At 40.5% G+C, this 21,836-nt stretch carries 21 protein-coding genes and 1 pseudogene; 16 read left to right on the plus strand and 6 right to left on the minus strand.

Features of this window, described 5'->3' with window-relative positions:
- Window positions 1-216: 216 nt before the first annotated feature.
- From LDK34_RS04805 to LDK34_RS04815, 3 genes and pseudogenes are all read right to left on the minus strand, one after another.
- Window positions 217-1,617 (minus strand): annotated as a pseudogene (locus tag LDK34_RS04805) (SLC13 family permease).
- Window positions 1,614-2,603 (minus strand): hydroxyacid dehydrogenase, encoded by a 990-nt coding sequence (locus LDK34_RS04810; protein WP_178942343.1) that lies wholly within the window; start codon window positions 2,601-2,603, stop codon window positions 1,614-1,616. The pseudogene LDK34_RS04805 and the gene LDK34_RS04810 overlap by 4 nt, the downstream one beginning before the upstream one ends.
- Window positions 2,604-2,910: 307 nt before the next feature.
- Window positions 2,911-3,813 (minus strand): LysR family transcriptional regulator, encoded by a 903-nt coding sequence (locus tag LDK34_RS04815; RefSeq protein ID WP_178942344.1) that lies wholly within the window; start codon window positions 3,811-3,813, stop codon window positions 2,911-2,913.
- A 135-nt stretch (window positions 3,814-3,948) separates the two neighbouring features.
- On the opposite strand from LDK34_RS04815, the gene LDK34_RS04820 reads away from it, so the two are divergent.
- The 10 genes from LDK34_RS04820 (at window position 3,949) to LDK34_RS04865 (ending at window position 15,855) form a co-directional block, all read left to right on the plus strand.
- Window positions 3,949-5,277 carry an enolase C-terminal domain-like protein gene (locus LDK34_RS04820; RefSeq protein WP_178943457.1) on the plus strand — a complete coding sequence of 443 codons (1,329 nt, stop codon included), beginning with the start codon at window positions 3,949-3,951 and terminating at the stop codon, window positions 5,275-5,277.
- 244 nt (window positions 5,278-5,521) lie between these two features.
- Window positions 5,522-6,739 carry a mandelate racemase/muconate lactonizing enzyme family protein gene (locus LDK34_RS04825; protein WP_236941530.1) on the plus strand — a complete coding sequence of 406 codons (1,218 nt, stop codon included), beginning with the start codon at window positions 5,522-5,524 and terminating at the stop codon, window positions 6,737-6,739.
- A gap of 34 nt (window positions 6,740-6,773) precedes the next feature.
- Window positions 6,774-7,916, plus strand: a complete 1,143-nt coding sequence (locus LDK34_RS04830; protein ID WP_178942345.1) for a lactonase family protein — start codon at window positions 6,774-6,776, stop codon at window positions 7,914-7,916.
- Between the two features lie 81 nt (window positions 7,917-7,997).
- The gene (locus LDK34_RS04835; protein ID WP_178942346.1) at window positions 7,998-8,675 is read left to right on the plus strand and encodes a hypothetical protein; all 678 of its coding nucleotides are present in this window, start codon (window positions 7,998-8,000) and stop codon (window positions 8,673-8,675) included.
- Between the two features lie 487 nt (window positions 8,676-9,162).
- Window positions 9,163-10,200 (plus strand): putrescine carbamoyltransferase, encoded by a 1,038-nt coding sequence (ptcA, locus tag LDK34_RS04840; RefSeq protein WP_178942347.1) that lies wholly within the window; start codon window positions 9,163-9,165, stop codon window positions 10,198-10,200.
- Between the two features lie 45 nt (window positions 10,201-10,245).
- Complete coding sequence (locus LDK34_RS04845) at window positions 10,246-11,670, plus strand: APC family permease (protein ID WP_236941531.1); 1,425 nt, start codon at window positions 10,246-10,248, stop codon at window positions 11,668-11,670.
- Window positions 11,671-11,677: 7 nt separating this feature from the next.
- The gene (gene aguA, locus LDK34_RS04850; RefSeq protein ID WP_178942349.1) at window positions 11,678-12,772 is read left to right on the plus strand and encodes an agmatine deiminase; all 1,095 of its coding nucleotides are present in this window, start codon (window positions 11,678-11,680) and stop codon (window positions 12,770-12,772) included.
- Window positions 12,773-12,781: 9 nt separating this feature from the next.
- On the plus strand, window positions 12,782-13,750 hold the full coding sequence (gene arcC, locus LDK34_RS04855; RefSeq protein ID WP_236941532.1) for a carbamate kinase: 969 nt from the start codon (window positions 12,782-12,784) through the stop codon (window positions 13,748-13,750).
- A 214-nt stretch (window positions 13,751-13,964) separates the two neighbouring features.
- Window positions 13,965-15,071, plus strand: a complete 1,107-nt coding sequence (aguA, locus tag LDK34_RS04860; RefSeq protein WP_178942351.1) for an agmatine deiminase — start codon at window positions 13,965-13,967, stop codon at window positions 15,069-15,071.
- A 1-nt stretch (window position 15,072) separates the two neighbouring features.
- On the plus strand, window positions 15,073-15,855 hold the full coding sequence (locus LDK34_RS04865) for a MurR/RpiR family transcriptional regulator (protein WP_161003022.1): 783 nt from the start codon (window positions 15,073-15,075) through the stop codon (window positions 15,853-15,855).
- A gap of 69 nt (window positions 15,856-15,924) precedes the next feature.
- Here the strand turns inward: LDK34_RS04865 and LDK34_RS04870 are convergent, their stop codons facing one another.
- On the minus strand, window positions 15,925-16,341 hold the full coding sequence (locus LDK34_RS04870) for a pyridoxamine 5'-phosphate oxidase family protein (protein ID WP_178942352.1): 417 nt from the start codon (window positions 16,339-16,341) through the stop codon (window positions 15,925-15,927).
- Between the two features lie 466 nt (window positions 16,342-16,807).
- Between LDK34_RS04870 and LDK34_RS04875 the strand changes: the two genes are divergently transcribed.
- The 4 genes from LDK34_RS04875 to LDK34_RS04890 all read left to right on the plus strand — a co-directional run bounded on the left by LDK34_RS04875 (window position 16,808) and on the right by LDK34_RS04890 (window position 18,880).
- Window positions 16,808-16,972, plus strand: a complete 165-nt coding sequence (locus LDK34_RS04875) for a hypothetical protein (protein WP_017262098.1) — start codon at window positions 16,808-16,810, stop codon at window positions 16,970-16,972.
- Between the two features lie 285 nt (window positions 16,973-17,257).
- Window positions 17,258-17,761, plus strand: coding sequence for a pyridoxamine 5'-phosphate oxidase family protein (locus tag LDK34_RS04880; protein ID WP_178942353.1), 504 nt, complete (start codon window positions 17,258-17,260; stop codon window positions 17,759-17,761).
- A 107-nt stretch (window positions 17,762-17,868) separates the two neighbouring features.
- Window positions 17,869-18,375 carry a hypothetical protein gene (locus LDK34_RS04885; protein ID WP_178942354.1) on the plus strand — a complete coding sequence of 169 codons (507 nt, stop codon included), beginning with the start codon at window positions 17,869-17,871 and terminating at the stop codon, window positions 18,373-18,375.
- 88 nt (window positions 18,376-18,463) lie between these two features.
- Complete coding sequence (locus LDK34_RS04890) at window positions 18,464-18,880, plus strand: pyridoxamine 5'-phosphate oxidase family protein (protein WP_178942355.1); 417 nt, start codon at window positions 18,464-18,466, stop codon at window positions 18,878-18,880.
- An 83-nt stretch (window positions 18,881-18,963) separates the two neighbouring features.
- Here the strand turns inward: LDK34_RS04890 and LDK34_RS04895 are convergent, their stop codons facing one another.
- Complete coding sequence (locus tag LDK34_RS04895) at window positions 18,964-19,710, minus strand: NADP-dependent (R)-specific alcohol dehydrogenase (RefSeq protein WP_236941533.1); 747 nt, start codon at window positions 19,708-19,710, stop codon at window positions 18,964-18,966.
- 178 nt (window positions 19,711-19,888) lie between these two features.
- On the opposite strand from LDK34_RS04895, the gene LDK34_RS04900 reads away from it, so the two are divergent.
- Together LDK34_RS04900 and LDK34_RS04905 are read left to right on the plus strand one after the other, a co-directional pair.
- Entirely contained in the window at window positions 19,889-20,491 is a 603-nt protein-coding gene (locus tag LDK34_RS04900) for a nitroreductase family protein (RefSeq protein WP_178942357.1), read from the plus strand.
- A 303-nt stretch (window positions 20,492-20,794) separates the two neighbouring features.
- Window positions 20,795-21,373 carry a hypothetical protein gene (locus tag LDK34_RS04905; protein WP_178942358.1) on the plus strand — a complete coding sequence of 193 codons (579 nt, stop codon included), beginning with the start codon at window positions 20,795-20,797 and terminating at the stop codon, window positions 21,371-21,373.
- Window positions 21,374-21,460: 87 nt separating this feature from the next.
- Here the strand turns inward: LDK34_RS04905 and LDK34_RS04910 are convergent, their stop codons facing one another.
- On the minus strand, window positions 21,461-21,646 hold the full coding sequence (locus LDK34_RS04910; protein WP_178942359.1) for a hypothetical protein: 186 nt from the start codon (window positions 21,644-21,646) through the stop codon (window positions 21,461-21,463).
- Window positions 21,647-21,836 lie beyond the last annotated feature (190 nt).

Raw genomic sequence — 21,836 nt, forward strand, 5'->3', positions numbered from 1 at the left:
GAAACTTTATAAAAAAGCGATGCTAACTTTTTTACAGAGTGATCACAATAATCAGTAAAATTTAAGTTAGATGCGCTTGATCCAGAAGTACGAAAGTTTGTGAACGTCTTTAAGGCGCGTCAATAAAGCAATGTAGCATTCAAAAAGTCGGCTAGGGAAAGTGCTTTTGCATTTTCTATAGTCGATTTTTTGAATAATGATGTGAATTGTACACTTTTATTTGATTAGTCCCATTAAGTACCAAACTGGCACCGAAGCAAGCAATCCAATAATGTTAATGACCATGTAACCAAGTGAAGATTTAGCCATTCCGGCACGAGAAACCATGCTACTATGAACCGCTGCCTGACCGGTAATAACTGGTGCATCCATGTAGTCAAGCATCCAAATATTAACACTGGTGGTGATGATTAAAATTAATAATGCTGGACTAAAGGGCATGCTTGGGAAGAATGGTAACAAGCAAAGAAGAATTAAAGTACCTGTTGAAATCATGGAGACAACAACAAATTTACATAGATAAATAACGATTGGTAAAATAATAACGGTGATCCAAATATTACTAAGAATCGGGCTAATTACTGGCTTCAAAACGATATATAACCACTTAGTTAACCCAACCGATTGCATGACATTTCCCAAAGCCATAACAGTTCCAATAAAAATAATAGTATTCCAACTCAAACGGTTTTTAAAGTCGTCTGGACTAAGCACTTTTGTAGCAACTAGAATGCTGACGCCGATAAGGGCAGTGACGGCCGCTTACAATTTGATAGAAGAGCCAAGAATCCAGAAGACGATTGCAACTAAAATCACAGCCGCAGTTATCTTTTCATCACGCGACATTGGACCAATTTCGGTCAACTGTTTATTGATGAAATCTTTGCTGACGGGAGTGTCGTCTTGAGGTTTGAACAGAAATACCAGAAGTAGGTAGCCGAGAATTAAAGCTAAAATAGTCCAAGGTAGCATTAAAATAAACCAATTTCCCCAAGTCAGGACGTTTTGATATTTTATAGGCAACAACCCTTTGAAGGCATAGTTTTGTGCGGTGGCACTAAGAAAACTTGCTTCCATAACCAAGAATCCCCAAATGGCAGCCATGAATAAGCCAGAACTTCCTTTGCCTTTAGGCTTGTATCCTAAGGCATCACTAATTCCCTTAGCAATTGGTGTTCCCATTGCGGTTTTAGGATGAGCACTTGGAATCATAGGCGAAATAATCGTTCCTGATACTAGTAGCGCCATTGACTGCCCACGAAATGAGGCGGGGAGATAAGACATGACTTTTAGCGCAATTCGATTAATAAGACCAGTTTTAGTTGCCGCTGCACCAAGTGCTAGACCGCCGATGATAATCCACATGGTTGTGGTTGAGAAAATATTGAATGACGTGACAAAATTAACCGCGCCAAGAACTACCCATGAACATAGCATTAACAATCCAGTGGCAAAACTAGGAATTACGTTAAAAATCCAAAAAATATTAGCAGTAACCAGAGATGCTAATACTACCATTCCGGCATGTGTCAATCCTGTGGGCGTTGGAACAACAAAAGCAATTAAAACACCGAGAATAATGCCTACAATACCGGCAATCCATTTTGAATGTTTCATAGTGAGTTTCCTTTCTTAAAAACCTCCGGATTAACAGGAAATTGAGGCATTTTGCCATTTGAAAAATCAATAATGGCTTGTGCAGCTCCTATCCCTAATGCTTGATTTGCTTCTAGGGTCGTGCCCGCCAGATGGGTAGTTAATAGAGTGTGCTTACTGGAAAAAAGTGGATTATCAGGCTGTGGTGGTTCGGGACTGAAAGAATCAATGGCTGCGCCGCCTAGCTTGTCATTATTTAATGCAGTTGCAAGGTCCTGTTCGTTAATGATGCCACCGCGAGCAGAATTAATAATACATGTAGTTGGTTTCATTAGAGCCATTTCTTTAGCGGAAATCATATCCCTGGTTTCACTCGTAAGTGGCATATTAACGGAAATAAAGTCAGCCTGTTTGTAAATCTCAGTTAAACTGCCAAGCAGGGGAACCGGTGCAGTTTTCAAATAAGGATCATAGCCAATGACATTCATTCCAAAGGCTTGTGCAAGTTTCGCAAGTACTTGACCAATGTGTCCTAATCCAAGAATTGCTAGAGTTTTTCCTTTAATCTCATGACCGTTTAAACCATATTCTGTTGAAAAGCCTGGTAAAGAAAGACCTTTTAATTCATTTTTCTTTTCATGTAACAAATGGTCAGATGTTAGTAGACGTCGACTAAGCAAAAGCATGGTACTAATAACGTATTCTGCTACGGCATATGCATTAGCACCATTTACTTTGGCCACTAAAACGTGATTAGCGGTGGCGGCATTAACGTCAACATTATTGATACCTGTCCCATTGCGTGAGATTATTTTGAGTTCCTTGCCTGCGTCAATAATATCTTTGGTTAGTGCAGATGATCGCATTATTACTGCATAGGCATCTCTGATTTCCTTTTTCATGGTCTCAGCATCAGTACTTGGTGATACTGTTACTGTAAATTCGTTGTCTTGAAGTAATTTGATTCCGACATCATCAATCTTTTCGCTTAAAAGTACCTTTTTCATTACGACTCCTCCTAAAATGAATTTCGTTATAACTTTCATTCTTCATTCTAGTGAGTAAAATCACTAAAGCACAGTGCTCATTAGTACATGAGATGAACCAAAAAGACACATGGATGAAAGCTTACAATATCGGTAAGGAAAACGCTTCCGAAGCGATGTGAGTAAATGAGCTTATTTTTTTGATTTCAATTTACAAATGGGCACTTGTGAATTTTATTCTTATTTTTTATTCCCCAAAAATAAATAACCCTTAACACCGTTTCCTCGTAATCTGCAGTGTTGAGGGTTATTAAGTTAATACTTAACATTATGAATAATTTTGACGGACTTGTTTTACTAAGCGTAAGAGAAACTTGTTTTTTGTGTTTTTGTCATAGAACAAATTCGAAGAGTAGTGGTTATTATCAGTTTCCCGTAATGGAATGAAATTGAGCAACGGATTGCGTACTGTTTCAATATCTATAAACGGGCTTGGGTAGAAGCCGATTCCTTTATTGGCAGCAACATAAGCATCTCGCAGTTCAAGTGATGAGCATCGCTTGATTTGATTTTTGGAAAATAAGTCTGGAAATTTATTGAGAAAGACATCTTGCATAAAGTCAGAGTCTGATGGTGAATAGTAGAAAACGTTTTGATCTGTTAAATCATTGTTGCTGATGCTTTCTTTATTAGCTAGGCGGCTCAGCTTACTGACGCCGACTACTAATTCGCCACGCTTTAAACTGACACGTCCAAGTTTCGTGACTAATGGGTCAGTTAAATCGTAAAAAGGGGAAATAGCAATGTCTAAGCTACCGGCTGCAACAAGTTTAACCAATCGCCGACCGCTTTCCTGAACAAAGTCTATATTAACTTTCTTGTTTTCTTTGAGTACAGGGAGTAAAAGGGACTGTAATTCAATTTCTTGGTTAGCAGATGCAAAGCCAATTCGAATGCGATGGTTAGATTCAAGTTGCTCACTCTGAATGCGGTTAAGCTCGTTATTGTACGTATTAACAATATCTTGAGCTGCGACGATAAACTTTTTGCCTTCTGTAGTTAATTCAGAACTATTTTTGTTTCGCAAGAATAGTTGAACGCCAAGTTCATTTTCCAATTGATCCATTTGCTTTGAAACAGCACGTGGAGATAGGAAAAATTCACCGGATCCTGCCTTGAAACTGCCGTACTTGGCCACTGCTAGAAAGGTTTTGAGATTATTGACTTCCATTTCCAATACTCCCTCGAATTATTTTAAATGAACATTTTGTTCACCTAGTGACTTATCATGCACTATGATAGCACTTTCATAAATTTTACAATGTAACTGAAAGTTAAATTGATCACAAAGAAAGAAGGACTTATGATGAGCGTTCCGAAAATTAAGAAAATGGAAGTTTTTCCTGTTGCTGGTTATGACAGTATGTTATTGAACTTAAGTGGTGCACATGGTCCATTCTTTACAAGAAACATTGTTGTGTTGACAGCTGACAACGGGGCTGTAGGTGTTGGTGAAGTCCCAGGTGGGCAAAAAATTACTGATACATTAGAACATTCTAAGATGTTGGTTGAAGGCTCATCTATTGGTGAGTATAAAGCGACTTTGCAAAAGATTAGGAATAAATTCTCTTACTTGGACAAGGGCGGACGTGGTAATCAAACATTTGATCTGCGGATTATGGTACATGCATTAACTGGCGTTGAGACAGCTTTATTGGATTTACTCGGCAAATATTTGCACGTACCAGTGGCCGCGCTTCTGGGTGATGGTCAACAACGCGAGCATGTTGGCCTTTTAGGATATTTGTTTTGGGTTGGTGATACTAGTAAAACGGATCTGCCATATTTGCAGAATGACGACGATACCAGTGAATGGGGACGTCTCCGACGTAAACCTGTAACCGATGTTGAGTCACTAGTCAGATTAGCAAGAGCATCCTACGATAAATATGGATTTAAAACCTTTAAGTTAAAGGGGGGTGTGTTTGATGGTGAAAAAGAAGTCGCTGCTATCAAAGGCCTTCATGAGGCCTTTCCAGATGTCAAACTTGATTTGGATCCAAATGGCGGCTGGTATTTGAAGGACGCCCTGCATTATGCAGACGAATTGAAACAAGATTTGCACTACATCGAAGATCCTTGTGGTGCAGAGGATGGATTCTCAGGTCGTGAAATTCTGGCAGAGTTTCAGCAATTAACGCACATGCCAGTTGCGACTAATATGGTTGACACTGATTGGCGGCAAATGTCACATGCATTGGCATTAAACTCGATTTCCATCCCATTGGCTGATCCACATTTTTGGACGATGGAAGGTGCGGTGCGTGTTGCGCAACTTTGCGATGAGTTCAATCTTAACTGGGGTATTCATTCAAATAATCATTTTGATATTTCCTTAGCCATGATTGCAAATACGGCTGCTGCCGCTCCTGGAAATGTGTATGATGTCGATACACACTGGATTTGGCAAGATGGGCAGTATTTGACCAAAAACCCGTATCAGATTAAAAATGGTCAGTTAACTGTTCCACGTAACAACGAAGGATTAGGTGTTGAAATTGACATGGAAGCAGTCAAGAAAGCTCATCAGTTGTACGTTGACAATAATCTAGGTGCTCGCGATGACGCAATCACAATGCAATATTTAATTCCAGGCTGGAAGTTTGACCCTAAGCGTCCTGCTATGGTTCGTTAGAATAACTTCCTTTGAACGATTAAATTTGAAAATTAAACCTACTAGCCACTTTGTCATGATTTCTGTTGAAGGGATCACGATAGAGTGGCTTTTATGTTAGTAAAAGGTAGGCTGTTAAGCTTAGCGTGAACTTTAGGTTCAGCATGGGAACAGAATGCTTCTATGAATTGTGATTTAGTGAACTTATACTAGCAAATGAAAGCGGTTACCAGCATTGCTGCTAATAAAGTGGAGGGTGAACTTAATGAAGATTACTAGTGTTGACGTTATGAAGATACCTAGTGAAGATCCTAGTTTTAGTGGTAACGGGCAAGGGTCTAAAGAAGATTGGTGTCCTTTGGTTATCAGAATTAACACGGATGAAAAAATTTCCGGATTTGGTGAAGCAGGCTTAGCTTATGGAAAAGGCTGGCGTGGTGGATTTGGGATGTTACAGGATTTCAGTGAAGTCATTATTGGGGAAGATCCACTTAATAATGAAAAAATTTGGAATAAATTGCTTACATCTACTTATTGGGGAATTGCTGGTGGCGTGGTTGTAAATGCGGCCATTAGTGCAATTGATATCGCTCTCTGGGATATCAAGGGTAAGTATTACAATACGCCGGTTTATGAACTACTCGGAGGAAAAACTAATGATCATCTGCGAGCTTATGCAAGCCAGCTCCAATATAACTGGGGTGAACACATTGATAAGTTGAAGTTGATAACCCCAGAAGAATACGCCGAGGTTACTCGAAAAATCATGGCGGAAGGATATGATGCACTAAAATTCGATCCAATTATGTTAAGTGATCAGCCAGATGGTGGTGGTGCTTGGCAAACCAAAGGGGTGGTCACAAAACACATCGTTGACGTTGCATATAATCGGGTTAAAGCAATGCGAGAAGCGGGTGGAGATAATCTTGGTCTCATCATTGATATGCATGCTAACTCTGATACAACATCGGCTATTAAGATTGGTCAAGCATTGGAAGACCTAGATATTATGTATTACGAGGAACCAGTTAGCACGCTCAATCCAGACAACACGTTAGAGGTTGCAAACAAGGTAAATATTCCAATTGCGGCTGGCGAACGTGTCTTCACTCGATTTGGTTTTAGAAAATTCTTCGAAGATCGGTCCATTAAGGTAGCACAACCGGATCTCTGTCTTGCTGGCGGTATTACAGAAGCAAAAAAGATTTGTGATATGGCCTATACGTATGACATTAATGCACAAGTTCATGTGTGCGGTGGACCGATTGCGGTTGCTGCCGCTTTGCAAGTTGAGGCGGTGATTCCTAACTTCTTGATTCACGAAGTTTATCAACGGGCGCGCAATGCCAAGGATCGTGCAACTTGTAAATTTGATGATTTTCAACCTGTAAATGGGCACATTGATATTCCTGATCGTCCTGGTATTGGGCAAGAGTTGACGCCAGAAACGATCGATAAATCCCAGCGTGTGACTATTCAGTAATATTAAAATTTCAAAATAATGGAGGGAAATTATTATGATTGATAAGTTTTTACTTGGTGGCTATACGTCAGATAATTACACACCAAATAATCATTCCGAAGGAATTTATGTTGCGAGTTTGGATACTGAAAAGGAACAATTGACCGATATTAAATTAATGGTTACTCTAGATGATCCAGCATTTTTTAACTACGGATTGAAAAATCATAAAATTGCGGTGGTAATGACAAAGGATGACAGCACTGGTGGCGTTGGTATCATTGATGTTAATGCAAAAACGGGCACGGGCCGACTAATAGCCGAAAAGATGCTTGATCAATCAGTCAAAGGCAGCTATGAGGCATATAACTACTTCAAAAAATTGTATTACTGGAATGAATTGCGTTACACAGTCCCATCATATGTGTATCTAGATGAGAACCGAAAAATGGTGTTTGCCGCTAACTATAATACTAATGCCATTTATACTTGGAAATTGGATGATAATTATCAGTTTATTACGGAGCATCGTTACCCAATTGAAGGACGAGGGCCTAAAGCGGTTCAAGATGCGGCACATATTCATTACACACGATTATTACCAGATGGACGCCTGATAGTTTGTTCATTAGGTGCCGACAAAATTATGATTTTTGATGTAAATGATGATGCGAGTTTAAGTCCGGTATCAGAATTTCACACGAAAGCGGGCTTCGGACCCCGTCAACTAGCATTTAATGAAAACACCAATAATTACATCTACGTTTTGAATGAAGTGGGTAGTCGTACTGGAGTCGTGAAATATGATCCAGAAACGGGTTTGCTGAGTCAAATTGATGATTACTCAAATATTCCTGAAGGGTACGCCGGACATAATCAATCTGCTGGGATTCGGGTATCCGCTGATGGCAAATTTGTTTATGCGTCAAACCGAGGACATGATTCGTTAGCTGTTTATAAAGTTTTAAATGGCGGTGGACATTTGGAAAAGATTCAGACAATTAAAACGGATGGTGTTTCTCCACGTGATTTTGATCTTAGTAAAAATGGAGATTTCTTGTTGTGCGCTAATCAGATGTCAAATGAATTAATTTTATTTAAGCGTGATTCCAAAGAGGGTTATCTCAACATTGTACAGCGTGACATTAAACACGATGCATGTGTTAGGGTCCTTGAAGCCACAGACTTTTTAAGCTGAACACTTAAAAATAAACAGAATTTAAGAAAGCGTTTTCATTGCTATCACTAATATGCTACGCTGTTGTTGGGAGTGATAATAATGATAAATAAAGAAATTAATTGGCAAGCAGATGATCCGGAAGAATATACCCATGATACCAACAAAGGTTCAATTATTGATTTACCGACCCGTTCCTATATTGTTTTATCAGGTGTTGGTAAAGCTGATCCGAATAACCGTGATTTCACAGCGAAGGCAGACGCTCTGTACAAAGTAGCTGATTATTTGGCAAACGCACCTGATAATAACTTGGAGATAGAAGGGTATACACCCTTTAAACGATATCCGTTACAGGCAATGTGGGAACGAGTTACACCTGGTCGTGATGCAGAGTGGCGTTATCAATTGATGATTCGTCAACCAGCCTTTATCACCAAGGAAATTTTACAAACGGCTGAATTTGACATTACTAACGTTGATCAACAATATTTATGGGATATCCGAATGCTTCATTTCTCTGAAGGACTTGAAGCCCAGATTGGCAATAATGGGGTACTGACCCGCATTGGGCCAGCAAACATCAAATTGCAAAAATTCATTCAAGACGCCGGTTATCGTTCAGTTGCCTCGGAAAGCTGGCATATGGAACTTTATTTGGATGATGTAGTGCGTACGCCCGGGGACCAGTGGCACACTATTTTACGGAATGGCATTGAACCGATGGATGTTTCAAAAGTTGTCGAAACAAAGATACCGATTTTCAAGGGTAGCAAATAGGTTATTGAATATTTGAATAGAATTTGAAATGAAAACTCCACACTAATGGAGTTTTTTGATTTTAGTGGAGGTTTTGGATTCTCTTAGCTCTTTATGCATTTATCGACCAGATGCCTATTCAAAATTTGAACAGCTATATAATCGACTGGCATTTATCTTAGTTCACCATTTGGTACCGACTCAAAACACTGTTTTTTTGGAACCATTAGAGGAGTTCCTGATGCAATAAAGGTTTATTCAGCTTAAGTTAATGTAACAAGGACTTGTCCAATATCAGAAAATTATCAATCACGTCCAAGTAAAAGTAGGCTCAAGGTGCAGACTACCACGAATAAAAAAGGGTGTAACATGTTTCGCCAAATGAAACACGTTACACCCTTTTTCTGATGCGTTTTGAATATTATGAAAGCGCTTCATTTTAACTGTGCTGCCCGTTATGCTGTCTTCGTAAGCAAGAAAAATAAATATCAAAAGGGAGCACATCATTATGCAAAAACGTGATTTTATCGACACCAACACTTATACCAAAGAAGAAATTCAATACATGATTGATTTGGGCATTAAATTAAAGCAGTCAATCAATGCAGGCTATTATCCGCAAGTATTAAAAAATAAAACATTAGGTATGATCTTTGAGCAATCATCAACACGTACCCGGACCTCAGCTGAAGCTGCAATGACAGAATTGGGTGGACACGCTCAATACTTAGCCCCTGGTCAAATTCAACTGGGTGGTCATGAGACTATTGAAGATACTTCGCATGTTCTAGGGAACATTGTAGACATCATTGGTGCACGGGTTGAACGTCACAAGACGGTTGCCGAAGTTGGTAAGTATGCTCAAGTACCAGTTGTTAACTTTATGAGTGACTATAACCATCCAACGCAAGAACTTGGTGACATCATCACAATGAGTGAGCATCTGCCAGAAGGTAAGAAATTAAGTGACTGCAAGATTGTCTTTGTTGGGGATGCAACACAGGTTTGTGTTTCAACGATGTTTATGGCAACCAAGATGGGCATGGACTTTGTTCAATTTGGACCAAAAGGATTCCAGATTAAGCCTGAAACGTTAGCGATTGGTAAAAAGAACGCTGAAGTATCTGGTGGTTCAGTTCTGGTTACTGAAGATGCTGATGAAGCGTTGAAGGATGCCGACTTTATCTATACAGATGTTTGGTACGGCTTGTATGAGTCAGAGTTGCCAAAGGACGAACGGATGAAGATCTTCTATCCAAAGTACCAAGTAAACGCCGATCTTGTTGCTAAGGCCTCAGATCATGTTAAATTCTTACACTGCCTGCCTGCATCACGTGGTGAGGAAGTCACAGATGAAGTTATTGATTCTGACTATTCATTAGCATGGGAAGAGGCTGGTAATCGAAAGACAGCCATGCGTGCAATCTTTACTTACTTATTAAATCCACGCATCAAACATCCTTCAGATGCCGAAGCTAAAAAGTATCAAAGCGAAATTGACGATTTATTGGCCCACCAAGTGGACACCAACCTTGTCAGTGACTAAATCTATTTCCAAACACTTTTGGTAGTGTCGTGAAAGGAAATTGCGATGAACAAGCAAAAGAAAAAGTTTCGGTTATTTGATGCGGTGCTAATGGCGGTCGTTGTGGTACTCGTTGTTGAATCAGCAGCACCGGCTGCAGCCATTGGACCATCACAGTTCTTTTGGTGGATTTTTCTACTAATTCTCTTCTTCATTCCGTACGGACTCATCTCATCGGAATTAGGGACGACGTACGTTGGCGATGGTGGCTTATATGACTGGGTTAAACAAGCCTTTGGGCGTCGCTGGGGTGGTCGTTTGGCATGGCTCTATTGGTTAAATTATCCATTATGGATGGCCAGCCTTGGCGTGCTATTCGCGGAAGTTGCTGGACAAATATTCGGAGTTCACTTCAATACGTTCTGGACTATTATCATCGAACTTGCCTTCGTCTGGACGGTTGTTACATTAGGTAATAAACCAATCAGTGAAAGTAAATGGATTATGAATTTAGCGGCGTTCGCTAAAATATTTACGATATTGTCGTTGGGTATTATGGGGATTTATTTTGCAGCAACTAAAGGTTTAGCAAATAACTTTAGTGGAACCAATTTGCTACCGAAACTAAACCTTTCAAGTTTAAGTAACCCTTCGGTAATTATCTTCAATTTCTTGGGCTTTGAAGTAGTCGCAACTATGGCTGACGATATGGATAATCCTAAGAAACAAATTCCACAGGCCATTATTTATGGTGGTATATTAATTGCTTTCTTCTATTTATTGGCTGCGTTCGGTATGGGCGCTGCTATTCCTACCGATAAGTTGTCAGCGTCTTCTGGTTTGATTGATAGTTTCGTGCTGATGATTGGCCATATGAACTGGTTTGTCGTTATCATTGGCATTATGTTTCTATACATTCTCGCATCAGAAATGGTTTCCTGGGCGCTAGGTGTTAATTACGTTGCTAACTATGCTGCTAAGGATCATGCATTACCGGCTATCTTCGGTAAAGAAGATGCTAAAGGAATGCCTGTGGGTACTGGGTATTTGAATGGGATTATTGCTTCAGTTTTAGTAGTGGCGTCGCCATTTATTCCAAATCAAAATATCTTCTGGGCATTCTTTGCATTAAATGTAGTGGCACTGCTGTTGTCGTACACGATGATGTTTCCAGCATTTTGGAAGTTACGACGTGATGATGCGCAACGCGAACGACCATTTAAAGTACCCGGTGGGAAATTCATGATCAACCTTATGACATGGGTTCCTGAAGTATTACTTATTGCGACAATTTTGTTATCAATTTTACCGTTAAATGGGTCAGCATCAGAGTTGGCAAACAAAGTTCCGATTCTAATTGGTACCATTTTGGCAGTTATTGTCGGCGAAATCGTTGTTCGAGTTGCGGAACGACAAGACGATTCAAGCACGAAAGATGAAAAGGTTTCTCAAAATTCAACTCATTCGGCGAATGTCAGCGGAAAGGACTAACTAAATAATGAAAACTTTAACGAGCACACCTCAGCAAGATGGGTACAGAATGCCCGGAGAATTTGAAGAACATCAAGGCGTTTACATTCTATGGTCGCAAAGACCTGATAACTGGCGTAACGGTGGTAAACCAGCTCAGCATACTTTTGTTAAAGTTGCAGAGGCCATTTCCCAATTCGAACATGTCACAGTTGGTGTCAATGATGATCAGTATGAGAATGCGCGAACAATGTTACCCGACAATGTTGAAGTCGTGGAAATTTCAAACAATGACTCTTGGGTACGGGATTGTGGTGCAACGTTTGTAAAAAACGATAAGGGCGGTCTACGTGCTGTGGATTGGACATTCAATTCATGGGGTGGATTAGTTGATGGCTTATATTTTCCATGGGATAAGGATGACCGTGTGGCCCAAAAAATGGCCGAGATGGAACACGTGGATCGCTACCGATTAGACGATTTCATTCTCGAAGGTGGTTCCATTCATGTGGATGGGGAAGGCACTTTAATTACAACAGAAGAATGTCTTCTGTCGAAGGGTCGCAACGCGCAACTTTCAAAAGAACAAATCGAGGAAGTTCTAAAAACACACCTGAATCTCAAAAAGATTATTTGGCTCAAAAACGGGATTTATAATGATGAGACTAATGGGCACGTGGATAACATTGCCAACTTTGTAAAGCCAGGGGTTGTCGCCCTGGCCTGGACAGACGATCAAAACGACCCGCAATATCAAATTTCGAAAGAAAATCTAGATATTTTGGAACATGCTACCGATGCTAAAGGTCGCCAGATTAAAGTGGTTAAGTTAAATGTGCCAAAGCCTGTTTTGATTACCAAAGAAGAAAGTGAGGGCGTCGATGCAGTTGATGGAACCTTACCTCGGCAGGCCGGAGATCGTTTAGCTGCAAGTTACGTTAACTACTACACGGCAAACGGCGGTATTGTCTACCCAACGTTTGGAGACCCGGCGGATGATAACGCGCAAAAAGTATTAGAACAATTGTATCCAGATCGCAAAGTAGTCGGGGTACCAGCTAGAGAAATTTTATTGGGCGGCGGCAATATTCACTGCATTACCCAACAGGTACCGAAAGCGTAGGTGAAGAATATGGCAGGCAGAAAAATAGTTGTTGCTCTCGGTGGTAACGCAATTTTGACCAACGATGCCAGTGCTAAGGCTCAGCAAAACGCACTGCGCAAAACTGCTGCTTCATTAGTTCAGTTCGTTGAGCAAGGTGATCAGTTAGTGATTTCTCACGGTAATGGTCCTCAAGTTGGCAACTTGTTACTTCAGCAGGCCGCTGGCGCAACAGAAAAGAATCCGGCAATGCCAATCGATTCCGCGGTTTCAATGACGCAAGGGAGTATCGGGTATTGGCTTCAAAATGCGATGGATGAGGCGCTGGCGGAAAAGGGTTTAGATAAGTCTGTAGCCACGGTTGTGACACAAGTTGAGGTTGATGCAGATGATCAGGCCTTTGCTAATCCTACAAAGCCAATTGGGCCTTTTTATAAGGCCGATGAAGTCGCCCAGCAACGACTGGATCATCCAGAGTTTACGTTTGTTGAAGATGCGGGACGCGGTTATCGTCGAGTAGTGCCATCACCAAAGCCAATCGGCGTGGTTGAAGCCGATGTTATTAATCAGATGGTCGACGCTAATATTATTCCGATTTCTGTTGGTGGCGGCGGTGTTCCGGTTGTTAAAGATGGTTCACGATATATTGGTCGTGAGGCCGTCATTGATAAGGACTTTGCTTCAGAAAAATTAGCCGAACTCATTCATGCGGATTTACTGATTATTCTGACCGCGGTTGATAACGTTTATGTGAACTTCAATCAGGCAAATCAACAAAAGTTAACTGATGTAACGGTCGAGGAATTGAGCGATTATATCGAAGAAAAGCAATTTGCTCCTGGTTCGATGCTGCCTAAAATTCAAGCCGCAATGGATTTTGTAAATCACAGTGACCACGGTAAAACAGTAATCACGTCGCTTGACAATGTTGGTGAGTTTCTTACCTCTGGCGCAGGTACAACGGTTATGAAGACACGCAATATAGTTCTGAACAAGTAATTTGATTTTTGCATGAACTTAGTTAGGTTTTGTTTCAAAAATGCACTGATTTTCTACGGAATAGGAAATCGGTGCATTTTGATTTTAAATTAAACGTATGGAGACTCAATGCTATTAGTCCACTAGTAAACTAATACCGTCGTGGCATCATATTGATGACGTAATTACTGTATATTTGTAAAGTGCCATTACAAATATACTCAGGAGGAAATTCATGAAATTAACTACTTTGCCACCAACTAGTGGTGTCAGGTTTGTTGCTGAATTTGAAAGACAGACAGATGCTTATTTGATTTGGCCTGAAAGACCCGACAATTGGCGAGATGGTGCCAAACCAGCCCAACGTGCGTTTACAAAGCTAGCCAACCTGATCGGTAAATATGAGCCAACAACAATGTTGGTTTCCAGCAAACAATATTTAAATGCTAGGCATCTATTAGACGATCATATACGTGTTTTAGAGATGAGCAGTAATGACGCGTTTATTAAAGATACAGGCCCGATTTATGTCGAAGCAGACGGTAAACTTCAAGCAATTGATTTTGGCTTCAATGCATGGGGTGGATTATTGGATGGCTTGTATTTTCCGTGGGATCAAGATCAGCTTATTAGCGGGAAGTTAGCCGAGCTGAACAACATTCCATATTATGTAGAACATAATTTAATCGTCGAGGGGTGTTCTATTATCACCGATGGGCAAGGCACCTTGATCACTACTGAGGATGTTTTACTGTCTGAAGGCCGTAACCCAGGTCAGTCAAAATCGGAAGTAGAAATGATGTTAAAAAGATACCTTGGCATAAAGAAAATTATTTGGTTAAAGCATGGCTTCTTTTTAGATGAAACGAATGGGGCCATCGATAATATTGTCAATTTCATTGCGCCGGGTGAAGTGGTGATTACTTGGACTGAGGATAAAAAGGATCCAATGTTCCAAACTGTTCGGCAAATTGAAAGAGCTTTGTTAAAGGCGAAAGATGCGTATAATCGTTCCTTAAAAATTCACCATTTGAATATGCCAAAAGTGCAGACTGTCGGAAAAGTAGAAAGCGAGTCAATTGATCCAATAAATGGTTTGTTGCCGCGGACTCCAGGACAACGGTTAACGACTAGTTATGTTAATTATGTATTGATTAATGATGCTGTGATTGTGCCTCAGTTTGGGGATAGCAATGACGCCGTTGCGGTAGACAAATTACAAGGATTGTTTCCTAAGCGACGCGTTTTACCGTTCAATGCACATGAAATGATTTTAGGCGGTGGTGGCCTACACACCGTTGTTCACACGCGCCCTGATACATCCTATCCTGGAGGTGAGTAACATGAACTTTTTTGAAATTGTCAGTACTCACTTGCAAAGTTTAACGGATAATGAACGAAAGTTATTTGATTACATTGTTAAAAACATGAGCGACGTTCAGGGAATGTCGATTCGTGAAGTTTCAGCGACTTGCTTTGTATCAACGGCGACATTTTTAAGATTTGTTAGAAAAATCGGTTTTTCTGGATACAGTGAATTCATCACGGTTTTAAAGTTCACGACACGTGACAATGCCAGTGAGGCGCGGGATCAGGCCAATAATCAATTTGTTGTTAATCAATCTAGCTATCGAGAAGATTATCTTAAGAATATTGAAGAAACAGTTCATGTGCTTCGACCTGAAGTGCTTCATCAAATCACGGCAAAGTTATCACACACGAGAACGATTTTTATTTTTGCGCGTGGTCTAAGTAAGAGTGCGGCAAGGTACATTACAAATCTTTACCAATTAGCTGGATTCAACGTTAGTTTTCCTGAAGATCAATTATATAGGCGCGCAGCAATGGACCACATTACTGCGGAAGACTTAATCCTTATTATCGACTATACGGGTGAGGAGGTTGAGTTCGTTAATCTTATTCAACAGGTTTTTAAAGAGCCCCTAAATCGGCCAATGGTGCTGTCGATTACAGGAGCTGACAACAACACCATTCAAAACCTGAGCGATATTAATTTGTATACTTTTTTTGACCAAATCAGATCCAAAGAGGGCGTCGAAATCAGTTCCCGTGTGACCGCAATTGTGATTATGGAATTGATACTCTATCAGTGGCTGGACGAGTAGAAAATTGCTGAAAAAGAGTTCAATATAGCTGTCGGTCAATGATTAGCTATGTCATGAACCTTTCCGAAACTAGTCTTGCAGGTCGGAATATGAGACTTTGCCGGATTCACGGACCTTTACTGCAAGTGATGTGAAACGTAATATTGCGGGATCGATGTAGTTTAATGATTTTTGAAATCCGTTAAGATAATCCGTCCAGGAGGAGTCTAACTCCTGTGGGTTAATGATAAGAAAACGCCCTTTTAGCATTAGGGATGTATGAGCATCCTCGTTAAAACAATAAATAGCTGCATTGGTTGTGTTGCTCAAATTTTTAACTGTGGCAGAATTGTGCTTTGTATAGAAAAAGATTGTGTCTAATGATCTGTCCATTTTCAAGGGAGTAAGGGCTGTGATGTTTGGAAAACCAAGTGAGTCTATTGTGGAAACTTGAAACACAGTGGCCGATTCAAGCATCTTTTCTGCGACTTTAATGGTTTTTAGCATGGCTATCCTCCAAATATTTTCTTTAAATAAAGGGTATCATAACAATAAGTAATTACGAAAAAAACTGATTGGGAAAATCACTTGTGGTGACTAACGTCTGCTTAATATGCTGTTAATTACGCATTCACTGCAAAATGTGAACACTTTAGTTTAAGTGTAAAAATAAACATGACCATAAAAAATAAATATTTTTTGTATTTATTTTTCAAAGAACATAATTCACAAACGATTTGCACTCAATATTTATAAAATGCAATTTTTGAAAAACAAAACCTCATTTTCCTCTTTATTGCTCTTTTTTTGCTCAATAACAGTTTCTTCTTAATGTGAAAATGAAAACAATGTTCTCCACAAACGCTGATTCTATAGGAATCCGAAAAATCGTTTTCATGATTTTACGTTAAAATCCCTTGTTTTCTGAAAGACGTATGCACTACAATAGGACTTGCATAAGGGAGAGAGAAAAATGAAAAAACTATTTTTTAGTGCGCTCGTTGTTGTACTAGTTGTCGCAGGTTCTGTCGTTACAGGTTTTGCATCAACTAGCGCTACTCGAGCCAACAAAGACAGTCAGTCATTCAATCAATTATATTCTAAGGTTCTTCAGAAGCAGGATCTGCCACTACAGTAATTTCATCGGTTCTTATTGGATTGCTATTTTTAACAAAAAGCATTACGTCTATCACACATTTGTGGACGCAATGCTTTTTTATGTGAATGTCCTTAATTGAAAAAACGAGACTATTTTTTAGGGCCGTTGACCCCCGAAAAGATGCCTTCAATGCTCATATTAAAATCGGTTTAGTGATGTTTTACATTGGTTTACAAATCATTAAAATTCTGATGGAAATATATGCTATGCTTAGGTTTCTAAGCAACTGGGTTTCAAAAAATGAGTGAATAGGAGCTAACGCAGATGACGGAGATAAGGCGAGCAAAAAGAGCAGTAACTGATCTTAGCAAGATAACTGCGATTTTGAAGGAATCACACATTATTCACACAGCAATCAACACGGAAGACTTTCCCTATGTGGTGCCGACAAATTACGGCTTTGAAATAACGGACGATGGTAAATTAACGCTGTACATTCATGGTGCGCCGGAAGGTCGGAAAGTTGACTTGATCAAACGAGATAATCGGGTCGGTTTTGAGATTGACGATGGGGGTTCATTGATGCCGACTGAATCGACAGAGGCCAGTCATAACTCTTGGCTTTATCACAGTATTATCGGCACTGGCGTGGCTCATCAAGTGACAGACACAGAGGGTAAAGTACACGCATTACAACAAGTACTGATTCACGAAACAGGTCATGCATGGGAAAACATTGATCCTCATGGTGTTGAGTACGTAAACGTTTATCGAATTGATGTGCAGGAATACAAGGCCAAACAACATGAAGTACCACAGGCTCAATAGCGACTTGAACGCACCAAAATCAAAATGTACACGTTGGCCTTGTTAGTTCAAACTTATTTGAGTCTCACAGACTGAGACACGAATTTAAAAACTTGGGGATAATATAAATGACAAGTGGATTAACCACACACCTGATTGCTAATGCCGGTCGTGGTAAACGTTTTTTACTTACCAATGAAGACGGTCACGAATTGGGCCGTGTTAAAAATCACGGTTGGACGAATTTGTGGAACCAATTTTTGGGCTGGGCTGTGGCAATGCCAATTCATGACGAACTCACCGTGGAAGGAATGACGTTAACGGTCGAGTCGAAGACACATTTATTGAGTGGTAAATACCGTTTGGAGATCAACCATCAGCCGGTGGCATTAGTGGTAACCCATAATTTTCAAAACGGTTATCTCATTAACGTGAAGAATGAACGCTACCAGTTGAAGGCCGGGCTTGGTAATGCCAGCTTTCAGATAATTCGTTCAGCTGATCAAACACCGGTAGTTAGTATGCGGCAGCAAATTGATGATCCTGATGCGTTTTCGGTCACTGTAAATGAATCCTTCGGCCTATTGACCGGTATTGGGTTAGCGATGATCATCATGCGCGAACAGGGGAAGTAATAAAGAATCGCTACTAAAGAACAGAAAAATAGCGTGACGATGGGATGTTTTATATACTGGATTCAATTAAGTTTGAGGAGGTTTCAGTATGGCAAAATTGACATCCGAAATGAAGGATTTGATTTCACAAGCGTTTCCGTTTATTGCGACCGTTGATGAGGATGGAAATCCACAAATTGGTCCAAAGGGCACGCTAAGAGTCATGGACGATGAACATTTAATCTATAATGAGGAAACTGGGCGCCAGGCTTGGCACAATTTGCAGGCAAACCATAAGATAGCGGTTGCCGTTCATCCTTATCCAGGTAAGATTGGGTTGCGAGTTGAAGGGTACGCAACAATCTATAAAGATGGCCCTGTATTTGAGGCGGCTCATCAGTATGCAGTGGACAATCAATTGCCTGATTTAATTGCAGCGGTTGTCATTTCCGTTGACCGAATTGTGAGTCTTAATGCAGGTCCTGACGCTGGTACAGAAATCGCAAACGAACCAGTTCCAGATTAATTTAAAATTTAATCAATAAAGCGCAAAAAGCCCAATTCGTCAGAGTTGGGCTTTTATAACGCATAAAAATGAAATTGAATTTTTTATTGAGCAGTGTAGCCACCGTCGACGACAAATTCTGATCCGGTAGCGAACTTAGATTCGTCGGAGGCGAGGTAAACACAGATGTTTGCAATATCATCAGGTTCACCGATGTGACCAACTGGTGTTAATTTTGTTTGAGCTTCTTCCATTCCTGGTTGGGCTTCCACTAATGGTGTCTTGATGTACCCAGGGTGCACAGTGTTGACGCGCACGCCGTAACCTTGTTTTGCGGCATACAACGCTGCAGACTTGCTGAATAAGCGAACGCCACCTTTAGATGCATTGTAAGCAGCCAATAGTGGGTCACCGATGAAACCTTCAATGGAGGACATGTTGATAATAGAGCCGCCGTGGTCCTTCATTGCAATCATGCCGTACTTTGTACCATAGAAGACACCATCCAAGTTAATTCCCAGCAATTGGTGCCATTCGTCAGCTGTGGTGTGCTCAACATCTTTCGCAATGGCGATGCCGGCATTGTTGACAATGATATCAAGCTTACCAAACTTAGCAACAGTATCATCAATAACTTCTTTAAAGCGAGCTTCATCAGAGGCATCTTGTTGCATATAAAGAGCGTTGTCACCGCCGTTAAGACCATCGAGTGCTGTTTGACCGTCATCCTTGTTGCGTGAGGTGATAACAACTTTAGCACCTTCCCGCAAAAAAGCGGCGGCGGTTGCCAGCCCGATACCCTTGGTTCCACCTGTGATAATTGCAACTTTATCCGTTAAACGATTTGCCATTTTCATAACCTCCATTGGTTTAGGTTGCTGCTACACCGTTATTTTCGCATGTTTGGTAAATAATGTGAAGTAATATACAAAATGAAAATAATTGAAAATGTTGTTGCTTACTTTTCGTAAGTGCGATATAGTAAACCCCGTTATAGAAAACAATGACAAAACTTTGGAGGACGATGACATGGAAACAGAACTTTTAAGCTTGATGAAGCAACGTCGATCAATTTACAACTTGGGTAAAAAGGTGAATCAGTCGCAAGAAGACATCACTGCGATGCTTAAGGATGTAATCAAGGAGTCACCGTCCGCCTTTAATAGTCAAACAACGCGTGTGGTTTTTGCTTTTGGCGACGCTCACGAAAAGGTTTGGGACATTGTGTTAGACGAACTGAAGAAGGTTGCGCCTGCGGAGGCATTTGAAGGCAGCAAGCAAAAGGTTGAACAGCAGTTTAAGGCTGGATTTGGGACGATTCTGTGGTTTACCGACATGGATAAAGTTAAGGAATTGGAAGATGGCTTCCCACTGTATGCTGATAATTTCTACGACTGGTCTGAACAACATATTGGTAACAGTCAGTTTGCAGCATGGACTGCGTTAGCTGAGAACAATCTGGGTGCATCCGTTCAACATTACAACCCGCTTATTGACGACAGCATTGCTAAGGCTTTTGACTTGCCAAGTAACTGGCGCTTACGCAGTGAAATGCCATTTGGGTCAATCGAAAGTGCGGCCGACGACAAAGATTATATGGATGACGAAGATCGTTTTAAAACAATCGATTAGTACAAATGGTTTTAGCAAAACGACGTTTAAAATGATGCGAAAAGCCTATTTGTATATGGGATTCACCAATTTGTAAAGTGTCTTTTCACAATATTGGTATATATCATATTGATAATCGGTAAATTGTTTTACTCACTTAAATAAATGCCCGTATAAGACTATTTATAAGCGATGATAAATAGAACGTACGCAACTTAAATAGTATATTTTTAATATTTGGTATATCCTTTTTATGAAAAAACGGTTATAATGTCCATATAGCAATTATCAATGGGCATTAACTGTTTCAAAGGAGGGTGTACCATGGCAAACATTCTATTTATCAATGCGGATCAGCAGAGCACGCAAACGTTGATTTCGGCAATGGCCGCAGCTCAACCTGCGGATCGCTTGCGTTTGACCACGATGCATCCCCACAGCTTATCAAAGCAGGTTCGCGCACGTTTTGAAATTCTGGTTGGTGCGGCTGACGATGGCCTATTCATGGCTGAGGCTACTGCCGGTATCGACGCTGTGTACCTAACTTCAGGGATGGCGACAGTTAAATACTTGCACACCTTGAGTTGGGCACTGACTAATTTCAAACGACCGGTAAAACGGATCGTTTTGACGAACAATGCTGCGTCTGATGGTGAAGTGAAGACCGTAACACCGTTTTGTTCGGATCGGTTGGCAGTATTGACGGCATTAGGTGCAACGCATGTGGCATTTGTCTTTGTCCAACAGGTTGCTGCCAAAGTTGCTGATCGTGTCTTAATTGAGACAGTTGATGCCCGTAGTCGAGTTTTGCGGCAGGTTATCGAGTTGCAGCAGTGGAATCAATGGTTGATTACACTGCTGTCAGCAAATGTTGCCAAACCATGGGTCGGTATTGCAAATTAAGCGATTTTATATTTGAAATGAAGAAAGGCGATCACTGAATTTCAGTGATCGCCTTTTTGTGGATCGATTAAATTTTAAATTACTGAACTAGTCGTCAATTCGGGCAAATTGCAGGCTCAACAGACTGTTGAACAGTGACTGATCAAAACGATGATTTTCTGACCGAACGCTGCTTGGCACGATAACGGTCCGATCTTCTTTTGTCTGTACCTTTGTTTTAAATAAGCGACGTAGTTTTGATGTAATGATGTTGCGATGTGCTTCAGTTTCCATCTGCTGTCCCTCCATGCGAGAAATCTAAAAAAATTGACTACTTATAAATACCATCTTTTTTAAGATGGGTCAATAGAAATGCTCGATAAAAGTCAGAAAAGGTCAAACTTTTTACAAAAGCAAATGAAAACGTCATCATTGGTCCTTAAAGTGATTGTTTTTTAACGCACTTGGGGTAAAAAACTAAGCA

The sequence above is a fragment of the Furfurilactobacillus milii genome, assembly GCF_021654115.1.
In the GTDB taxonomy this organism is placed as follows: Bacteria; Bacillota; Bacilli; order Lactobacillales; family Lactobacillaceae; genus Furfurilactobacillus; species Furfurilactobacillus milii.

What these genes read in the sequence shown, in the direction of transcription:
- LDK34_RS04810 (WP_178942343.1), bottom strand. Translation starts at nt 2,603, where the DNA reads ATGAAAAAGGTACTTTTAAGCGAAAAGATTGATGATGTCGGAATCAAA.
- LDK34_RS04815 (WP_178942344.1), bottom strand. Translation starts at nt 3,813, where the DNA reads ATGGAAGTCAATAATCTCAAAACCTTTCTAGCAGTGGCCAAGTACGGC.
- LDK34_RS04820 (WP_178943457.1), top strand. Translation starts at nt 3,949, where the DNA reads ATGAGCGTTCCGAAAATTAAGAAAATGGAAGTTTTTCCTGTTGCTGGT.
- LDK34_RS04825 (WP_236941530.1), top strand. Translation starts at nt 5,522, where the DNA reads ATGAAGATTACTAGTGTTGACGTTATGAAGATACCTAGTGAAGATCCT.
- LDK34_RS04830 (WP_178942345.1), top strand. Translation starts at nt 6,774, where the DNA reads ATGATTGATAAGTTTTTACTTGGTGGCTATACGTCAGATAATTACACA.
- LDK34_RS04835 (WP_178942346.1), top strand. Translation starts at nt 7,998, where the DNA reads ATGATAAATAAAGAAATTAATTGGCAAGCAGATGATCCGGAAGAATAT.
- ptcA (WP_178942347.1), top strand. Translation starts at nt 9,163, where the DNA reads ATGCAAAAACGTGATTTTATCGACACCAACACTTATACCAAAGAAGAA.
- LDK34_RS04845 (WP_236941531.1), top strand. Translation starts at nt 10,246, where the DNA reads ATGAACAAGCAAAAGAAAAAGTTTCGGTTATTTGATGCGGTGCTAATG.
- aguA (WP_178942349.1), top strand. Translation starts at nt 11,678, where the DNA reads ATGAAAACTTTAACGAGCACACCTCAGCAAGATGGGTACAGAATGCCC.
- arcC (WP_236941532.1), top strand. Translation starts at nt 12,782, where the DNA reads ATGGCAGGCAGAAAAATAGTTGTTGCTCTCGGTGGTAACGCAATTTTG.
- aguA (WP_178942351.1), top strand. Translation starts at nt 13,965, where the DNA reads ATGAAATTAACTACTTTGCCACCAACTAGTGGTGTCAGGTTTGTTGCT.
- LDK34_RS04865 (WP_161003022.1), top strand. Translation starts at nt 15,073, where the DNA reads ATGAACTTTTTTGAAATTGTCAGTACTCACTTGCAAAGTTTAACGGAT.
- LDK34_RS04870 (WP_178942352.1), bottom strand. Translation starts at nt 16,341, where the DNA reads ATGCTAAAAACCATTAAAGTCGCAGAAAAGATGCTTGAATCGGCCACT.
- LDK34_RS04875 (WP_017262098.1), top strand. Translation starts at nt 16,808, where the DNA reads ATGAAAAAACTATTTTTTAGTGCGCTCGTTGTTGTACTAGTTGTCGCA.
- LDK34_RS04880 (WP_178942353.1), top strand. Translation starts at nt 17,258, where the DNA reads ATGACGGAGATAAGGCGAGCAAAAAGAGCAGTAACTGATCTTAGCAAG.
- LDK34_RS04885 (WP_178942354.1), top strand. Translation starts at nt 17,869, where the DNA reads ATGACAAGTGGATTAACCACACACCTGATTGCTAATGCCGGTCGTGGT.
- LDK34_RS04890 (WP_178942355.1), top strand. Translation starts at nt 18,464, where the DNA reads ATGGCAAAATTGACATCCGAAATGAAGGATTTGATTTCACAAGCGTTT.
- LDK34_RS04895 (WP_236941533.1), bottom strand. Translation starts at nt 19,710, where the DNA reads ATGGCAAATCGTTTAACGGATAAAGTTGCAATTATCACAGGTGGAACC.
- LDK34_RS04900 (WP_178942357.1), top strand. Translation starts at nt 19,889, where the DNA reads ATGGAAACAGAACTTTTAAGCTTGATGAAGCAACGTCGATCAATTTAC.
- LDK34_RS04905 (WP_178942358.1), top strand. Translation starts at nt 20,795, where the DNA reads ATGGCAAACATTCTATTTATCAATGCGGATCAGCAGAGCACGCAAACG.
- LDK34_RS04910 (WP_178942359.1), bottom strand. Translation starts at nt 21,646, where the DNA reads ATGGAAACTGAAGCACATCGCAACATCATTACATCAAAACTACGTCGC.